Source organism: Ferrimicrobium sp. (genome assembly GCF_027364955.1).
GTDB lineage: Bacteria > Actinomycetota > Acidimicrobiia > Acidimicrobiales > Acidimicrobiaceae > Ferrimicrobium.
On the sequence record NZ_DAHXOI010000034.1, the window covers coordinates 1 to 17,529 of the forward strand.

At 58.1% G+C, this 17,529-nt stretch carries 14 protein-coding genes and 1 tRNA gene; 6 read left to right on the top strand and 9 right to left on the bottom strand.

Translation table 11 applies throughout. The features are described from left to right. Both M7Q83_RS12770 and M7Q83_RS12775 read right to left on the bottom strand, forming a co-directional pair. Positions 1-2,198: S53 family peptidase (locus M7Q83_RS12770; protein ID WP_298339526.1), on the bottom strand; the 2,198-nt coding region annotated here is incomplete at its 3' end. Between the two features lie 158 nt (positions 2,199-2,356). Beyond that, entirely contained in the window at positions 2,357-3,631 is a 1,275-nt protein-coding gene (locus tag M7Q83_RS12775) for an ATP phosphoribosyltransferase regulatory subunit (RefSeq protein ID WP_298339528.1), read from the bottom strand. Between the two features lie 149 nt (positions 3,632-3,780). On the opposite strand from M7Q83_RS12775, the gene M7Q83_RS12780 reads away from it, so the two are divergent. Beyond that, positions 3,781-4,371, top strand: a complete 591-nt coding sequence (locus tag M7Q83_RS12780) for a hypothetical protein (protein WP_298339530.1) — start codon at positions 3,781-3,783, stop codon at positions 4,369-4,371. A gap of 334 nt (positions 4,372-4,705) precedes the next feature. Here M7Q83_RS12780 and M7Q83_RS12785 read toward each other — a convergent pair whose 3' ends face one another. Further along, a complete protein-coding gene (locus M7Q83_RS12785) occupies positions 4,706-6,112 on the bottom strand; it encodes a cytosine permease (RefSeq protein WP_298339533.1) in 1,407 nt (468 codons plus the stop codon). A 129-nt stretch (positions 6,113-6,241) separates the two neighbouring features. On the opposite strand from M7Q83_RS12785, the gene ade reads away from it, so the two are divergent. Continuing rightward, the gene (gene ade / locus M7Q83_RS12790; RefSeq protein ID WP_298339536.1) at positions 6,242-7,969 is read left to right on the top strand and encodes an adenine deaminase; all 1,728 of its coding nucleotides are present in this window, start codon (positions 6,242-6,244) and stop codon (positions 7,967-7,969) included. A 109-nt stretch (positions 7,970-8,078) separates the two neighbouring features. Then, positions 8,079-9,257 carry a thiolase family protein gene (locus M7Q83_RS12795; protein ID WP_298339539.1) on the top strand — a complete coding sequence of 393 codons (1,179 nt, stop codon included), beginning with the start codon at positions 8,079-8,081 and terminating at the stop codon, positions 9,255-9,257. 87 nt (positions 9,258-9,344) lie between these two features. On the opposite strand, the gene M7Q83_RS12800 is transcribed toward M7Q83_RS12795, so the two are convergent. Next, positions 9,345-9,590, bottom strand: coding sequence for a hypothetical protein (locus tag M7Q83_RS12800; protein ID WP_298339542.1), 246 nt, complete (start codon positions 9,588-9,590; stop codon positions 9,345-9,347). A gap of 27 nt (positions 9,591-9,617) precedes the next feature. Here M7Q83_RS12800 and M7Q83_RS12805 point away from each other — a divergent pair, with 27 nt between their 5' ends. After that, positions 9,618-10,187: an aminodeoxychorismate/anthranilate synthase component II gene (locus M7Q83_RS12805; protein ID WP_298339545.1), complete on the top strand. Its 570-nt coding sequence runs from the start codon at positions 9,618-9,620 to the stop codon at positions 10,185-10,187. A 154-nt stretch (positions 10,188-10,341) separates the two neighbouring features. Here the strand turns inward: M7Q83_RS12805 and pknB are convergent, their stop codons facing one another. The 5 genes from pknB to M7Q83_RS12830 are packed head-to-tail and all read right to left on the bottom strand — an operon-like array spanning position 10,342 to position 16,135. Continuing rightward, positions 10,342-12,327 (bottom strand): Stk1 family PASTA domain-containing Ser/Thr kinase, encoded by a 1,986-nt coding sequence (pknB, locus tag M7Q83_RS12810; RefSeq protein WP_298339548.1) that lies wholly within the window; start codon positions 12,325-12,327, stop codon positions 10,342-10,344. A gap of 12 nt (positions 12,328-12,339) precedes the next feature. Then, positions 12,340-13,812 carry a penicillin-binding protein 2 gene (locus tag M7Q83_RS12815; protein WP_298339550.1) on the bottom strand — a complete coding sequence of 491 codons (1,473 nt, stop codon included), beginning with the start codon at positions 13,810-13,812 and terminating at the stop codon, positions 12,340-12,342. After that, positions 13,809-14,987, bottom strand: a complete 1,179-nt coding sequence (locus M7Q83_RS12820; protein WP_298339553.1) for a Stp1/IreP family PP2C-type Ser/Thr phosphatase — start codon at positions 14,985-14,987, stop codon at positions 13,809-13,811. The genes M7Q83_RS12815 and M7Q83_RS12820 overlap by 4 nt, the downstream gene beginning before the upstream one ends. After that, positions 14,984-15,472, bottom strand: a complete 489-nt coding sequence (locus M7Q83_RS12825; RefSeq protein WP_298339556.1) for an FHA domain-containing protein — start codon at positions 15,470-15,472, stop codon at positions 14,984-14,986. The genes M7Q83_RS12820 and M7Q83_RS12825 overlap by 4 nt, the downstream gene beginning before the upstream one ends. Positions 15,473-15,475: 3 nt before the next feature. Beyond that, complete coding sequence (locus M7Q83_RS12830) at positions 15,476-16,135, bottom strand: DUF3662 and FHA domain-containing protein (protein ID WP_298339559.1); 660 nt, start codon at positions 16,133-16,135, stop codon at positions 15,476-15,478. 105 nt (positions 16,136-16,240) lie between these two features. Here M7Q83_RS12830 and M7Q83_RS12835 point away from each other — a divergent pair. Both M7Q83_RS12835 and M7Q83_RS12840 read left to right on the top strand, forming a co-directional pair. Continuing rightward, positions 16,241-16,324 (top strand) — tRNA-Leu (locus tag M7Q83_RS12835). Positions 16,325-16,881: 557 nt separating this feature from the next. Continuing rightward, positions 16,882-17,451, top strand: a complete 570-nt coding sequence (locus tag M7Q83_RS12840) for a TMEM165/GDT1 family protein (protein ID WP_298339562.1) — start codon at positions 16,882-16,884, stop codon at positions 17,449-17,451. The last annotated feature ends 78 nt before the right edge of the window (positions 17,452-17,529 follow it).

Genomic DNA, 17,529 nt, shown 5'->3' on the forward strand with positions numbered 1-17,529 from the left:
CCAGGTCCCGCCGGTGCTCCAGGTCCCGCCGGTGCTCCAGGTCCCGCCGGTGCTCCAGGTCCCGCCGGTGCTCCAGTAGCTGCGCCGAAATCGGTCAACAACTCCGACAGATTCGCGTACCCAAGTCCCGACCCAGGGTTATAAATAGCCCCTGGCGTGCCCGTGTAGTAGTCGTTAGTATTGGTGAACTCACCGCTAATACTGAGTGTCTTGCCGTGATTCTTACCTGAGTAGTAGCTCGAACCATAGACCGTATTGGAGTCCAATGGATGGAATGGCGAATTGGTCGACTCCGCAAACCGATAGATATTCGGGTTCCAGAATCCAATTCGGTGTCCCAACGCACTCTCGTAGTCAGCGGTGACCGCGTTGAGCTGAGGACCGATGAAACTCGTCCCACCGAAGTCTTCATACGAAGACCCATAAACCGACAGGAACTGAGGATCGTAGGTAACATACCCAGTCTGTGGATCTGCGTTGAAGGCTACGTCAGGAGTAGCACGGAAGCCAGCATTGATGTTTCCGGTGCTGAGCGTCGGCGCCGGGTTCAGTGTAAAGCTCGTTGGGAGCTCCAGATTGGTTGGCGGAATCTCTTCGTAGGCAGTCGGATTGATGAACTCATAGTCAGAGTACGTGTCAGCGCTGATGCCATCTTGATACGAAGGGTTCCCAAAGAGGACGCTGTAGCCACCCCCAGAGCCTGCAATTGCACCACCAGCAGCAGCGGTTTCGTTCGCAGCACCTAGAGCCTGATACATCGGCCACAGATAGTCCCATCCCCACGTCAGCTGCTTGGGAATATTGACCTCTTCATAACCGGTCGTGGTGACGGTACCTGTCTTGCTGGTTTTGGTGATGGTATAGACCTGACTACCAGGGAGCGTCGTCCCCCCCACCGAGGTGACATAGGGTGAGTCTTCAGGATTGTCGACACCGAGGTTATACGTTCCGATGTCGCCAGTCGGATCATAGGCACCCTGGTCCCCCGAGGCGACGAAGTCAGACTGGCCTTGGGCCGCTGACTCCAAGAAGGCCTGGTTGAAGGCGGCAGCGTACCCTGGGGACTCCTGTGCAGCGGCTACCGAGTACTGGATCGCCGTCTCAGATTCGCCCCAACTCGCAGAGAGCGAACCAGCGACGTTCTGGCTTGCACCCTCGTAAAAGGCATCAACAAAGCCGTAATCAGTGTTTGGAGCCTGATAGACAACGATCTTGGCCTGTGGCGCAATCGCTCCCGATTGTTCCACATCGATCGTGGTTTCATCAGAACCGTTGTTGAGACTCACCGCACCGGCACCACCGTCGACATTGACGAGCGAAAGCCGATTTGGGAGCACCGCGATATGAGCAACATTCTGCCAGAAATAGGCCGGAACCGACGGGTCGACACTTGCAAGCGTGACGATCCCCATTGTCTGTCCCTGGCCTTCATTGCCCGCATTGAGCACTGAACTCAGGTGATAGTCAGACTCGAACGCCTGGGGCAGCTGCGATATCGGAGCTGTGCCGGTCGGAATGGTACCTCCCGTCGCCATCGTCGATCCTGGCGTCGCCTCTGGCTTTGCCGGAACGGAAAGCGACTCATAGGGCGCATAGTTAGTCAGCCCCAACACCGCCTGGATGTTGGCGGCGAGATTGGCGGGCAACTGAGGGTTTTGCGGTGTAGCGAACACCTGTTGCACCCCTCCAGTGGGTGCCGGTCCTCCTGCAGGAGCTGCCCCAGACGCTGGCACCGTGTAGTTGTTAAAGAGCACCGAGAGCGCGTTCTGATATTGCGCTGCGGTACCCTGAGAGGTCACATCTAACATGTCCGCCATGACCTGGGCATGAATACCAAACGAATTGAGATAAGCGATCAGACTCTGGACATACTGTGGCGTCTGCCCATACTGTTGCGCGAACTGCGCCGTAGTCAGATACGGTCCTGACCAACCTGCATCAACTTCGCTCTGAAGTGCCGTGATATTGCGGCCAGTCAGGATAAACGATACGCGCATCTGGGTTGATCCAGAGGTTGTACCCGTCGGCGTGGACTTGGCGGCGATAGCAGGCGCAAGGCCACCAGGAACGGTCACTTTCGGTGCGGGCGCTTGGGCAGCTGTTAGCGAACTCGCCGGCGTGGCCATCGCCATGGTTGCTATCCCAAGAATCCCTGCCGCACCAAGGGTGACAGCATGTCTTGTAAACCTCTTCTTCAATTGAACCCCCTCAAGAGCCATGACCCGATACAAGATCGAGACTACCAATGCGTCAACGATACGACGCTGCTCTAACACTACCAAAGCCACGGCGAAAATGTGGGCAGAAATGTTAAAATTCGCAACTTTTCTTGCTAGTACGCTCTTACAGGCAAGATCTATTGCATGAGAAGTCGTGGCGCCTCATCAGATCCCACCGTAAAGTGGTAGAAGCTGTCGACCGAACCCTCTGCTTTGAGCTCCTCCGCTGCCAGGGCAAGTCGCTTCATCGGTGATCGCGCACCGCTCTGATGGGCCAAGAGCGTAACGAGGAAACCTTCACGCCGGAAATGACGCGCCTTGCTGAGCGCCTCAGCGGTCTGGTGCTCTGGCTCAAATATCACGGTGAGCCGACGTGATCCCGTCTCGCGCAAGAGTCCAAGCTCCTCCACCAGACCTACCACGCGCTCAAAACCCAGTGAGACGCCACAGGCAGCGGTATCTGTACCAAATCGGGCAAGGAGCTGGTCATAACGCCCACCTCCGCCGATCGAACCCGACCACTGAGGATGGATAATCTCATAGACCGTCGAGGTGTAGTACCCGATCCCTCGAACGATCAAGGGATCAAAGACGACGGGGACATCACGGACGGAGGTGGTCACGTGTTGCTGGATCGCAGCGAGGTTCGCGATCAACTCTTTGGGCACCCTAAGGTCCGCCAAAGCCTTCAGGCTTGCGGCATCACTCAGTTGACCGAGCACCGTCACCAGGCGCGTTGCATGCTCCGTACCGATGCCTTTGGCCTCCAGTTCAGCTACGACCTCGGCGACGCTCTGCTTGTCCAGCTTGTCAAGAGCGATCATCGCGGTCGAGTAGAGATCCTCTGGTATCTCTAGCTTGCCAAGAATGAACTCAAGAATCCTTCGATCGTTCAGGTGGATCTCGAATCCTTCAAGACCGATCTTGTGCAGCGCAGAGGTGGCGGCGATCAACAGCTGCACCTCGGCCAAGAAGCTCGGATCACCGAGCACGTCGATGTCGCTCTGCAAAAACTGCCGGAAGCGTCCGCGTTGGGGTCGTTCCGCGCGAAAGACCGGTCCGAGCTGCATCGCATAGAACGGCTTGGGTAGCTTTGACTGGTTGATCGAGTAGAAACGTGCTAGGGGGACGGTGAGATCAAAACGCAGTGCAGCATCAGCGAGGTCCTCTCCTGACCCAGCGATCGCTGTGTCAAGGCGTTCACCACGTTTGAGCACCTTGAACATCAACTTCTCATTCTCACCGGCACCAGAGCTGGTCAGCGTCTCCAGGGTTTCAACGACAGGCGTCTCGATCTCGAAAAATCCGTGCTGACGGTACGCATCGCGAATAACCCCCAGAGTATGGAGTCGGACTCCGGCTTCACCTGGCAGAATATCTCTCATTCCCCTCATCGGGCGAGGCGCTTGCATAGTTACCTCCTACCCAAATCCTAAGGCGGATATGAGGATTCCAGTCCCCTTGATGCCATCGAACAGGAATACATCCCTCGTCCCCTTGTTGACGTTGCCAACGATTAGCGCCTAATCGACGGTGATCAAACCGAAGGGGAGGAATCAACATGAATATCCGATTAGCAGCCATAGGTTTAGGCCTTGCGGGTCTGACCCTCGCCGCCTGCGGGTCGAGCAGCTCGACCACCAGCTCGTCATCAAACTCAACCAAATCTTCTGCGTCGAGTACGACAGCGAAGAGTTCTAACGCCTCAACCATCTCGAGTGGCGCCACCGTCGCCACCTCAAGCTCCTCTGGCTATGGGACGATACTGACCTCAAAAGCTGGCCAGACCTACTACCTCTTCACTGGCGACACCAAGGGAAAATCCAACTGCACCGGTGCCTGCGCCAAAGCCTGGCCCCCGGTGATCGGAGTGCCGACCGTCTCCGGCGGCGCGTCATCAACGTTGGTGGGAACTATCACCCGGTCCAATGGCCAAAAGCAGGTGACCTATGACGGCCATCCTCTCTACACGTTCGCCAGCGATACCGGTCCTCACCAAATCAACGGAGAGGGTATTAACGCCTTTGGAGGCCACTGGTACGTCGTCAGCCCAACCGGCAAAGCGATCACCTCATCGGGCGGGGGATCCACCTATGCCTCGACAACCTCAACCGGTTCGAGCACGAGTTCGAAGTCAGGAAGCGGTTGGTAGCCGAGAGCGCTCCGTTGCCCAAGAAGCAGAAGACTCACTGATCGGTCGATCTGAGCCACGGGTCGATATGGGGTCTGCAATATCTTTCGATCCCCGCCCCACGGCTCCCAGTTCAGAGGGTTGATCCCACTGGATAGGGCACTACAAAATGGCGACTATGTTGGCGTACCTCGGCAAGGGGCCGTGAATCCCTGAGGACTCAAAGATCTGGCATTGATTGGGATCTGGGGTAGTAGCAACTCGGACGTGTGGACGTTATGCGTATCATCGATCGAGGCGACGGTCGCTCGCGTGTGGGAGTTGAGACGCTTCAGGATCGTCGAGGCACGCCGGGTTAGGCCTTTGTGGCCTCTTGGAGACGAACCGACTTATGTGCAAGCAACCAATAGACCCCTGCTGCGACGATGATGCCGGTGAACACTGAGAAATCAGCACCTCCGCTTACCTTGGAGAGTGGACCAACAAAGATGGTGGTGTTGATCGCCGAGAGAGAGGCGAGCATACCGAGTAGTTGGGCGACAATCGCCGGCCAGTGAACACCGTTATTCGACCAGTACAGCCCGCCACGGTCCTCATGGAGCGCACCCGCATCATAGCGCCGACGTCTCAATAGCCAGTCAACAAGATAGATCGCCGTCCACGGGGCCACCCAGACAATGATGAACAGAATGAAATCACCGAGGAGAGTGTTGAAGCTATTGGAGAAAGTTGCGTACGCCGTCAACGCCGCACAGATAGCCGTATCGAGGACCACAGCCTGGAGGCGTGTGAGTTTGAGGCCCAACGCCTGCAGCGTCACGCCAGAGGAGTAGAGATCAAGGCTGTTGATCGCAAAGAGCTGCAGGATGGCGACTAGCAGATATGGCGTGAGAAACCAGGCTGGGAAGGCTTGAGGAAGCCCGCTAATCGGGTTTGTCGCACTCGGGACAAAGGTGAAGATAGCAGCACCCAGCGTCATCAAGAGGATGGAGGGGATGGCAGTACCGAGGAACACCCAGATGACCGTCTTGGACTTGGAGGCGCTGCGCGGCAGATAGCGAGAGAAGTCATTGCCATTCTCTGTCCATCCAAGCCCAGATGCCGAGATGATGACCGCGAGGACGGCAAACATGACCTGCCAGCTCGCACCATGGGCAACAGAGTGCACGTTTAACTTCCCCAGTGAGAGTCCAGCCATCAAGGCAAACAGGATCAGGAACGGCACCGAGAGGATTCGCATCGTCCGAAGAATCGCCCCATGCCCAAAGAGGGGGAGGACGAGTTGGATCAGGGCCGCAACCAGAATAAAGACGATCTTGAGACCGGTGCCGGCATCGATACCGCCTTGATGGAACAGGGCAATGGCGGCCAAGACGATCAGGGCGAGTCCCTCGGTCTCGAAACCGACCTGGGTCAACCAGTTGAAGAAGGAGAGAAGCTTGGAACCATTCGGACCAAAAGCCGCACGGTTGATGGTGAAGGTCGTCGTGCCCGCATCAGGTCCTTGCAGACTGGTGAGCCCTAAAAGAAAGAACGAGAGATTGCCGATCAGGATGATACCCACTGCCTGAGCGAAGGAGAGTCCAAAGCTCATGGCCAGCGCTCCGTAGACGACATACTCGACGTTGAACAGGGCCCCAGCCCACATCCAGAAGAGATCGCGAGGACGTGCCCAGCGTTCTGACTCTGGGACAAAATCGATCCCGCGGGTCTCGATCAGACTCCCGGACTCCGCTACCGGAACCTCTAACGCCTTCTTCATTACCACCCTCTCCCACCAAAGCGCAACAACACCGACACCAGCGTACCGGAAGAGTCAGTCGCTCGCTGTGACAAACTGATGAACTCCTTGTGCTCTCTATGGTTATTTACGGGCAACTACACTAAAACAGTGTTCGAAGACTACCGCCGACATTCACCGGCACTGCTCGCCAAGGCCCGCGGAGACGCTCCCTGTGATCTGCTACTCCAAAATGCTCGCCTCTTTGTGGGCACCACCAAGGAGTGGATCCACACCGACATCGCCATCGCTGATGGTACCGTCGTTGGCTGGGGCGCCCGAGAGGCCATCGACACGCTTGACCTCGACGGTGCCTGGGTCACACCGAGCTTCATCGATGCCCACATGCACATCGAGTCGACCAAGCTTTGGATCCCAAACTTTGTGGCGGCGGTTCTCCCCTGGGGGACCACCGCTGTAGCGAATGATCCACATGAGATGGCAAACGTACTCGGACGGCAAGGCGTGATGGCGATGATCGAAGCCGCGCAGGGTCTCCCTTTTACCTTCGGCTTCTCCGCCTCCTCCTGCGTGCCTGCCTCCCAGTTTGAGAGCCCTGGCGCCCTCTTTGACCTTGAGGATATTCGCACCATACTGGCCCAACCCAATGGGGTTGGGCTGGCTGAAGTGATGAACTTTCCCGGCGTGATCGCTGGCGACCCCGATCTACTCGCCAAGATAGCGGCGGCTGGCTCGCGCAGGGTCGATGGCCACGCCCCGGGGATCACCGGGAGCGCCCTTGACGCCTACCTTTGTGCAGGAGTCGAATCTGATCACGAGATGCTGTCCTACGACGAGGTGATCGAGAAGCGCCGTAAGGGGATGTGGGTCTTCCTACGACACGGTTCCGCGAGCCAGAATCTCGCCCACCTTGCTAAAACGGTAATCGAATCAGGCACCTCACGAGTCGCCCTGTGCAGCGACGACAGAGAACCTGATCTCATCGTCTCCCGTGGGCACGTCAATCACTGCATTGAGGTCGCTCGCGAGGCAGGTATCACCCTTGAAGACGCACTCACCATGGCCACGGTCAACGCCGCCGAGTACCATGGTTTTCGCCATCTTGGCCTCGTCGCGCCTGGGTATCAGGCAGATCTCAACGTCTACACCACCATGGAGACGCTCGTCCCCGAAATCGTCTTCCAGCGCGGGCAAGTTGTTGCGCGCAAGGGTGCCTTGACCGTCAGCCTTCGTCACGTCAAGCCATTGACGACGCTGCTCGGCACTGTGCACCTGAAGGAGCCGTTGGACACAAACGCCTTTCGAACGCAAGTACTCCCAGGCCAGACCATTCGCGTTATTCGCGTCGTCGAGCACTCCCTTGGAACGGGATCAGAGCTCGTCACCTACACAAACGACGACCCAACCCTCAATCAGCTGAGCGTCATCGAACGCCATCGAGCGACCGGCCGACGGGGTCATGGCTACCTCCTAGGTTTTGGTCTCGCGCGCGGGGCAATAGCCTCGACCGTCGCCCATGATGCCCACAATCTGATGGTGGTGGGGGCAAACACCGAACAGGGGCGCCAGGACATGGCAACCGTAGCCAATCATGTCGCTGCAATCGGCGGGGGTCAAGCCGTCTGCCTTAACGGCGAGATCCTTGCTGAGGTTCCATTACCGATTGCCGGGCTCATGGCCGATGTCCCCGTCACGGAACTCGGACAACAGGTCACATTCGCCCAAAACATCGTGCGCCAAACCCTCGGTTCCTCGCTTGAGGCACCGTTCATGACACTTTCGTTCCTCGGACTGTCGGTCATCCCCTCCCTGAAGCTGACCGACCGCGGCCTTATCGATGTCGACCGCTTTGCGGTTACCCCACTCATCGTTGGGTAGTTCAACACTACCGACGCGGGATCATCGCCTCGCGTTCGGATGAAGACGCTGCCGTGCACGACGCTTCGGCCTGGGCTACAGTGGATACAAGAAGGCAAAGGGGTAGCACATGCGTGATGCAGTCATTGTTGATGTCGTCCGTACACCGGGAGGAAAACGCAACGGGAGTCTCGCCGGCTGGCACGCCGTTGATCTGGCCGCTTTTGCGATCGAGGGCCTCTTGGACCGCCATTCCATCGACCCAGCCACAATCGATGACGTAATCTTTGGCTGTGTGAGTCAAGTGGGTGAACAGTCGGCGAATATCGCTCGCAACGCTGCGCTCGCAGCACACCTGCCCGAATCGGTACCTGGAACAACCGTCGATCGACAGTGTGGCTCCTCACAGCAAGCAGCTGCGTTCGCGGCCCAAGCGATCATGGCGGGTGCAGCGGATGTCATCATCGCTGGCGGAGTCGAGTCGATGAGCCGCGTACCCATGGGCTCCTCAATGGCTCAAGGGCCCGGTGCTCCTTTTGGCCCGACGCTCGCAGCCCGTTACGCTGATCGAGGTGGACTCGTCCATCAGGGCCTCTCCGCCGAGATGATCGCCGACCAGTGGGGTTTGAGCCGCGAAGAACTCGATCGCTTTGCCCTGCAGAGCCAGCAACGCGCCTCCAGCGCAACATCCGAGGGTCGCTTCAAGAATGAGCTTTTACCCATCGAAGTACGCGACAGCGAGGGGCGTCCAACGGGCGCCCTACTCGACGTCGATGAGGGGATCCGGCCTAACACCTCGCTTGAGGCCCTCGGCGGCCTGCGTCCAGCCTTCAAGGAAGATGGCAAGATAACCGCCGGCAACTCCTCGCAGATTACCGACGGCGCCTCTGCCGCACTCATCATGAGTAGCGAGCGGGCAGAACAACTCGGGCTCACACCCCGTGCCCGATTTGTCTCCTTCGCCGTAGTCGGCTCCGACCCGGTCCTGATGCTGACTGCTCCGATCCCGGCGACACAACGCGCACTGGAGAAGGCGCACCTCACCCTCGACCAGATAGATCTGGTCGAGATCAATGAAGCCTTTGCATCGGTCGTCCTCGCTTGGGCAGCAGAACTGCACCCCGACCTCGATCGAGTCAATGTCAACGGTGGCGCGATCGCTCTCGGGCATCCGTTAGGTGCATCGGGAACTCGGCTCCTGACAACACTAGTGAATGAACTCGAACGAAGCGGTGGTCGCTATGGTTTGCAGACCATGTGCGAGGGTGGCGGCATGGCCAACGCCTATGTCATCGAACGGTTGGGATAACAACCAGCTCTCCCGTACAATCTCAAGGAGGGACCAGCTCGCCACTGTTGAGGTTGGCTGTCGTTTCCTTGGCTGAAATGATCGGTTTCAGCGATATTTGGTTGCGGCGTAGAAGGACCCAGCGAGAAGAATGAGCCCACCGATCGTGTACCAGCCGCTCTGCGAGTAGGGCAATACCAACAGAAAATTGAGGACGATCATCAGCGCCCCACCGAGCGCCAAGACGATGAACAGATAGAGATATATCTGGTTGCTCCGTGATTGCGTTGGGCGAGGTTTCGGTGGCGTGTAGCGGCCACTCTTGGCGCGCTTCGCCTTTTTCGGATTACCCACTCCCCCAGTCTAGCTACGATGATAAAGGTGCTCAACGACGTCCTCATCATCGACAACTATGACTCCTTTGTCTACAATCTCGCCCAGTACGTGGGAGCGCTCGGTGCGAACCCAACCGTCGTCCGCGAGGATGTCATCGCCGAAAAGCCCCATCTCATTGGAGATCCCGATGCAATCATCATCTCACCAGGGCCAGGAAGACCGTCCTCATCGCGGGGTGGCATCACGGTACTCAAGCAGCAGACGGAGACCCCCGTTCTCGGAGTTTGCCTCGGCCATCAGTTGATTGGAGAGTTTTTCGGGGCAAGTGTGGTGCGCGCCCAGAGGGTGATGCACGGACGTACCTCGGTTATTGCGCATGACGGCCAAGGGGTGTTTTTTGGACTCCCGGCTGCGTTGACGGTGACGCGCTACCACTCACTGGTGGTGGATCCAGCGACAATTCCGGGCAGTCTTGAGGTCACCAGTACCACGACAGACGGGGTCATTATGGGACTCCGACATCGGGAACGACCCATCGAGGGCGTTCAATTCCATCCAGAATCGATCCTCTCTGACGAGGGACTTCAGATGATCGCGAACTTCCTAGGTCGGTGATCTCCTAGATCCGCATGCCGTGCTACTACCCAGCAGCAACGCGAGGCCCAGCAGCCCACACCACGATCCAAGAGGAACAACCGGCTGCTGCAGCCCAATAAGGGAAGCTACGTGTACCAGACCAGCCTTGGACGATCCTGGCCTCGGAGTCTGCCTAACCAGCCGCCGAAGGCGGTCCTGTCCCTCCCCCTCCGCCCGGACCCGTGGGACCTGTCGGCGACGTTCCGCTTGAGACCGTCAAGGTAATCGAGGTGTTCGGGGGTTCCTGGGTTCCTGCGGCCGGTGTTGTTTGGATCACATCGCCGCTCGCCACCGTCGAGCTCGCCTGGTACTGATTCTGCGAAGCGACGGTAAAGCCCGCATTCTGGAGCGTTGTCGTCGCCTGCGAAACGCTATCACCAGCGACGTTTGGCACCGCGGTGGTACTCCCCGACGAGACGATAAGGTTCACCGAACTGTTCGGTGCTACCTGAGAACCCGATGTCGGTGTTGTTTGGATCACCTCGCCGCTCGCCACCGTCGAGCTCGCCTGATAGGTGACCGTGCCAACCTGGAGGCCGTCAGCGCCTAACTTGTTTGAGGCAGACGCAACACTCTCGCCATCGACGTTTGGCACCGTCAGCTGTGATGGTCCGCTCGAGACCGTCAGAACAATGGTGGAACCCTTAGCCACCGATTGGCCCGCGGATGGCGACTCGCCAATCACCGTCCCCTGGGAGGCCGACGCGTGTTTATAGTTGGTCGAGACATTGAAGCTCTTTGCCAGAAGGGTCGCCTCCGCAGTCGTCGAAGACTGGCCCTTCACATTTGGCACCGTTACCGAGGCTGGACCGCTTGAAACTACGAGCGTCACGGTTGAACCCTTTTTGGCACGGGTTCCACCGTTTGGGTGCTCGCCGATCACCGTCCCAGATGACTGCGATGAGTTCTTGAACTGGATATCAGACTGCAGGCCAGCACGGCTCAGCGCCGAGGTTGCGCCCTGCTCTCCAGCACCGGTCACATTCGGCACAAGGACAGTCGCTACAGTTGGTTTTGGCTTCGTGGAGGACGCGAGGAGTTTCTTGCGAAAGGCAAAACCCAAGCCAGCCAAAAGAAGAATCACGATGATGGCAAGGATCCACGGCCACACTCGGTGCCGTTTGGCTTGCTGTGGCGGAGGCCCACCACTGCCGACGATCGGGATAGATGAGGTGGACTGGATTGGGGTGAGGAACTGGGTCCTCGCGCTCGTCTCGGTGACGGCGTTGGCCAGTATCGTCGCATCAGCGACCGCAGCCATCTCGACCGTGCCCGCTCGAATCGGCCGGTCGTCGAGGAAGCGGAGCAGGTCAGAACGCAGTTCGCTCGCATCGGCGTAGCGATTCGCTCGGTCCTTCTGGAGACACTTGAGGACAATGGTCTCGAGCGCCGGAGGAATCGCCGGGTTGATCGAGCGCGGAGCGGCTGGGCGCTCGGTGACATGTTTGTAGGCAACAGCGATGGGAGTCTCCGCCAAGAATGGAGCAGAGCCCGTCAGCATCTCATACATGACGATTCCAAGCGAATAGAGATCACTCCGCCCGTCGAGATCCTCACCACGTGCCTGCTCGGGAGAGATATAGGTGGCGGTTCCGAGCACTGCTCCGGTTTGGGTGAGATCCTCGTCATTGGTGACCGCGCGGGCAATGCCAAAATCAGCGACCTTCACCATGCCGTCTTCGGTGAGAAGGACGTTCGATGGTTTGATATCACGGTGAACGACACCGTGGCGATGAGCGAAGGCAAGAGCTAGCGCGACGTCTGCGCCGATCACGGCCGCACGACCGGGTGCCACCCTACCCGACTCGCGAATCACGTCGGCCAGTGTCGAGCCAGTGACCAACTCCATGGCGATAAAATAGGTGGAGTTCGCCGGGCCCCAATCGTAGACCGAGACGATATTGGGGTGAGAAAGCGCCGCCGCCGACTGTGCCTCGCGGCGAAAACGCTCCACGAAAGTAGGGTTCGTCGAGAGTTCAGGGAAGAGAACCTTCAGGGCAACAAGACGATCCAGGAGAAGATCGCGTGCCTCGTATACATCGGCCATCCCACCGCGAGCGATCAGACGCTCAGGTCGATAACGTGTTCCAAACGTCTGGACTTGCTGTTCTTCAGTCATCTCGCCCAACTTTCACGGTTTGACTCCTAGCGCTGCGGCAATCATCGCCTTTACAATCGGCCCGGCGTACTGTGCTCCCGTTGGATTCGCCGACAGCCCAGCCTGCTTCGGCACCACCACCGCGACCGCAATCTTTGGATCCTGAGCAGGGGCGAACGCCACCATCCAGTTATCGGATTGACCCAAAATATTGGAGTGTCGTGTCAAGGTTGTCTGAGCCGTACCGGTCTTTGCTGCAATCTCGATGCCTGGCAAGGCGATCCCGGTAGCCGTTCCGTTCTTCACGACTCCCACCATGAGCTGGGTAACTTTTGCCGCAGTCGAGGGAGAGGTCGCGACCTTCCAAACTTTGGGTTGATAGGACTCAACCGTTGCATCTTGGCTTGAGATGATGCGAGACAGCAAGTGTGGCACCATAATGGATCCATTGTTGGCGATAGCTGAGCCAACTAGGGCCATCTGCAGCGCGGTTGCCTGATCATCTCCCTGTCCAATCGAGGAGAAGGCGAGCTGGGGAAGGTTCTGCGAGAAGAAGGATACCGGAGGAAAGGTTGAGGCAGCGGCGCCGGGAAGATCGATCGGAGGCACCTGATTGAAACCAAAGTTCTCCGCCTCTGCATGGAGGTTCGAGGCCCCGAGTCGCAAACCGATCTGCGCAAAGCCTGTATCACACGAGACCGCGAGAAGAACAGGGAGTTCCCCACCACAGACCTCGTAGGCGTAGTTGTGAAGGCGATGGGTAGTCTCAGGCAAGGCAATCGTCGCCACCGGGGGGAAGTTGACGCGGGCTAGCTTCGGGTCGTGATCAAAGATCGCGGATGTCGTAACGATCTTGAAGGTCGAACCAGGGGGATAGGCCCGAGAAATCGCCCGATTCAAGAGGGGCTGTTCGGGATTCGCGAGATAGCTCTTCCACGCATCCTCCTCGGTCGTTCCATTGGGCGATGCGAGGGGTGCCGGGTTATAGGTCGGATTCGACGCCATGGCAAGCACCGCTCCGGTCTGAGGATTCAGCGCGACCACTGCCCCTTTCAGCGAGCCGAGGGCTTGGTACGCCGTTTGCTGGAGCTTCGACTGCAAGGTCGTCACCACGGAGTCGGTGGAGTAGCTCTTCGTCAGCAATTGCGAGAACGAGCTCGGCGCCGCCACCTTTCCTTGGAGGTATTGGTTGTATTCGTCCTCAAGCCCCGAGGTCCCGTAGATCAACGAGTAATAACCCGTCACATCGGAGTAGAGCGACCCATGGGGGTAGACCCGTTGATACTTATACTGTGAGTTCGACGGCACTGACATCGCCATCACCTGTCCGTTGGCGGTCAGAATTGCACCTCGTGGTGTTGAGAAGGCCTTGATGATCGCCGAGTAGTTGCCAGGCGCCTCTGCGAGACTACTCGCCTTGACAATCTGAAGATCATTGAGCTGGAGGAAGAGCAGCGCAAAAATCACCAAAAACAGCGCCCCGACGAAGGTGATGCGTCGTCTCACCCGATACCTCCAAAGGCGATTGTGGTCGAGTGGAACTGCTGGGTCGCATTGCGGACAAACTGCTTCGCCTGCGTCAGTGAACCTTCAGTGATCCGATGTTGGATCTGGGAACGTACGCCTTCGGCAAGTTGGGCGAGCCGAATGTTGGTGAGATCCACGATATGGGGGTTGAACCACAACACCCCACCGGGTCTTCCCTGATAGATAGCCACTCGATCGCCGAAGGCCGCAACAAAATAGGAATGCTGGGCATAGATATCGATCGCGAGCACCACGACTCCAGCGAAGAGAACTAAAAGGAAGACAAAGAGAGTTGCGCGGATCAACGGACGCGAAATGGCCGAGCGTTCGGTCATGTTCGCAGGTAACGGTGAAGGGATCCGATTCGTCTTCAGGGATCGCTCAGTTTGGGGAACCACCTGTGGTGCCTCAGCCAAGCGTTGACCCTCCTGGGCCAACAACACCGGCTCGCGGTCAGGGTCTCCCAGGCGCACGACCACGACGGTGATGTTGTCACTGCCGCCATGATTGTTCGCCATGTGGACCAAGGTTTCGACCGCCTCTTGCGGTAGTCTACTCCCCAAAACTTGAGCGATCTCTGCGTTGGTCACCTCGTTGATGAGACCATCCGAGCACAGGAGTAGGACATCACCAAACTGCACAGGCACCCGAAAATGATCAGGTTCCACATCCAAGGCGACACCGACGACTCGCGTCAAGACGTGTCTAGCCCGATGGGTGGTTGCCTGTTCGTGGGTGATAGAACCAGCATCAACCAACTCCTGCACGTAAGTATGGTCATTGGTCAGTTGCGTCAGGCGTCCTTCCCGCAGGAGGTACGCCCGCGAATCGCCAACATTGAAGAGGTCGACCTGCGCATCATCGAGATCCATGAGAGCCATCGTCAGGGTCGTGCCCATGCCTTCGAGGGCAACGTCGATCGCTGCCCGTTCCAGTATGGAACGATTCGCGGTCTGGATTGCCTCTTCGGGCTCATGCCCGGCCTTTAGTGATGCCACCGTCTCACTAACGGCGACTTCGGCGGCAACGTTACCACCGGCGTGGCCTCCCATGCCATCAGCGACGATGAAGACCGAACCATCTGCGTACAGGCGGTCCTGGTTCTGGGCACGAACACGCCCTGGGTCTGTCGCCGCAGCGTACGTCACCTTCACTTGGCCACTACCTTCAACGCCGTCTTGCCAAGTTGAATCACATCACCCTTCGTGACCCGCATCGGTGCTTGGACTGGGTCGCCATTGACAAAGGTACCATTTCTCGACCCAAGGTCCATCACGATCACGTGGCGACGTTCACAATAGATCTCAGCATGTCGCTGTGAGACGAAAGTATCCTCGGCCAGCACAATCGAGCAACCAGCATCACGACCGATGAGCGCCGGGGTCTCGAAGTTGAAGGTCTTCCCTGTATAAGGACCCTCCAACGCCAAGACCTTCCCTGCACTCTTGTCTGGATGCGTGCCAACGGCACTCACTCTTGGTGCCGGTTCATTCACTGGAACGGCCACGAGATTGGTCGCTACCGTCGTTCGTGCCTGTCGTCTCGTCTCCCGCCAGACCGCACGCATCGCGAACAGAAAGAACAGCCAAATCAGAGCGATGAGCGCGTACTTCAGCGCGCTGAGTAGGAGAAGCGGCATCGATTAACCCTTGTGTACCGTGAGATCCGTCGTCCCTACCGTCACGACATCTCCCGAATTGAGTTCAGTCGGCCGCGAAATTTTCGAACCGTTCACAAAGGTGCCATTGGTCGACCCAGCATCGAAGATCGTTACGTGACCGTCCTGGACGACAATCTCTGCGTGCCGCCTGGAGACCCTCGCATCGTCAACAAAGATCGCAGATCCGGCGAGTCTACCGATCACATGTGTTCCCGAACCGAGTTTGATCTGTGAACCGTCTTGGAGCACCAGTTGACACCGGTCAGCAAAACCCTGTTCCTCACGAAAGCCACAATCGATGTAGAACGTCCCTGACTTGAGCTCCGGATCTTCAACAAGCTGAAGGGCGATCGGTCCCAGAAGTTCGTAATCTCCACCATCCACCGTCTCTTCGGCCAAAACCCGCAGCTCACTCTCGACGCGGCTGCGTAGTGGCCTCAACTCCTGCAGATCCTCGGCCGAAAGTCCGACAGTAAGCACGTTCGGAGCGATGCTAGAACGGACCCCGACCCGACTCGACCGTTCGATTTCGCGCACGAGCCTACGACCCAGCTCAGCTGGTTCAATGCCACGCGGACTTCCCTTGGCGAAGATTGACTCCACCACAGCCGCGATCTTACGTTCGAACGATTCGAGACCCACTCCATTAGCACTATAACCAGGAATCGATGAAAGTCGCCTTCTTTTGTCCCTGATAAGTCAAGGAGTATAGCAGATTGTCATTGCACGGGTTATGATGAGTGCGCTGGGCGAGTGGCGGAATTGGTAGACGCGCAGGATTCAGGTTCCTGTGAGGGCAACCTCGTGGGGGTTCAAGTCCCCCCTCGCCCACGACATTCCTACGCATAGCAGGGCGGCTCTGATGACGAAGTGGTTCCTATGACACCCATCTGTTCGCACCTCATGCGGAGGACTCCACTGCACAACCCTGTCCTTGCCAGACGATGGAGCCCACAACGTGCCTCCTCGCCATCATGGTGCTTCGCCCAGGCAACGTTGACCCTACGCACTTTGACGGGGGTTGGCGACAGCGTCGAGCTTGGAGTCTCAGCAACAAAGCGCAGACAATGGGGGTTGGTCAACCCAGCAGGTGTCGGTGGTCCGGTCACCGCCGGTGTTCACCTACGATCTCTCCTGCGGCCACCCTGTCATGTCGCCGATCCAACGAAGTTGGGGTCGCCGTCCCCACTCTTATCGTCGACACGGCCACCCACATCAAGCGCACCGACCAAGCACCCATCGCCAGAGCCCCGAATCGCTGATCAAGAGAGGGGCGCCTCGCTACGGATGATTCCTCGCAACCGCGCTCCTGCAGTATCTCCCGTACAACCGGGCCATCATCTCTCTTGCTACGAAGCGATGGAGTGCCACGGTGAGGAGCTGCGATCGTGAACATTACTGAGTTTCTCCTCATCCTGGTCATAACGCTCGCCGCAGAGCTCACCGACAAATCCATGGTCGCAGCCGTGCTTTTGAGCAGACGCAATGGCGCAACAAAAACCATCTCTGCCGCCGTCAGCGCCGTCGGCCTAGAGGCCTTCATCGTTGCATTCATCGCCAACTCGATCAGGCTCATCCTCAAGGGCTCCATCATCCACCTCGTTACCGGCATCGTCCTGACCGGCATCGGAGGGTTGCTTCTCTGGAAGGCTCTCCGAGGAGAGGAGGAAGAATCAGAGGAAGATCAACGATCAAGCAGCTGGTTAAAGATTTTTGTGATATTCTTCCTTGCCGAACTCGGCGATGTCACCCAGGCCACAACGGCTGGCTTCTCATTGGCTACCGGCGCACCGATCTGGGTGGGGCTCGCCGCCACACTCGGGATGGGCATCTCGCTGACAACGGCCGTGGCGCTCACCCGTTTCACGCAGCACCTCTCACAGCGGCTGCTCTACACGCTGGCAGGCCTCATCATTCTGGTATTGGCTGGCCTCTCCTTTGCAGGGATTGGCGTCTAGACCATCAGGGGAGTGTGCATGCAAAGACACCAACTCCCCCTCGTAGATGAGGGGGAGTTGGTGTGTGCCTTGGGGATG

What these genes read in the sequence shown, in the direction of transcription:
- M7Q83_RS12775 (WP_298339528.1), bottom strand. Translation starts at nt 3,631, where the DNA reads ATGCAAGCGCCTCGCCCGATGAGGGGAATGAGAGATATTCTGCCAGGT.
- M7Q83_RS12780 (WP_298339530.1), top strand. Translation starts at nt 3,781, where the DNA reads ATGAATATCCGATTAGCAGCCATAGGTTTAGGCCTTGCGGGTCTGACC.
- M7Q83_RS12785 (WP_298339533.1), bottom strand. Translation starts at nt 6,112, where the DNA reads ATGAAGAAGGCGTTAGAGGTTCCGGTAGCGGAGTCCGGGAGTCTGATC.
- M7Q83_RS12795 (WP_298339539.1), top strand. Translation starts at nt 8,079, where the DNA reads ATGCGTGATGCAGTCATTGTTGATGTCGTCCGTACACCGGGAGGAAAA.
- pknB (WP_298339548.1), bottom strand. Translation starts at nt 12,327, where the DNA reads ATGACTGAAGAACAGCAAGTCCAGACGTTTGGAACACGTTATCGACCT.
- M7Q83_RS12825 (WP_298339556.1), bottom strand. Translation starts at nt 15,472, where the DNA reads ATGCCGCTTCTCCTACTCAGCGCGCTGAAGTACGCGCTCATCGCTCTG.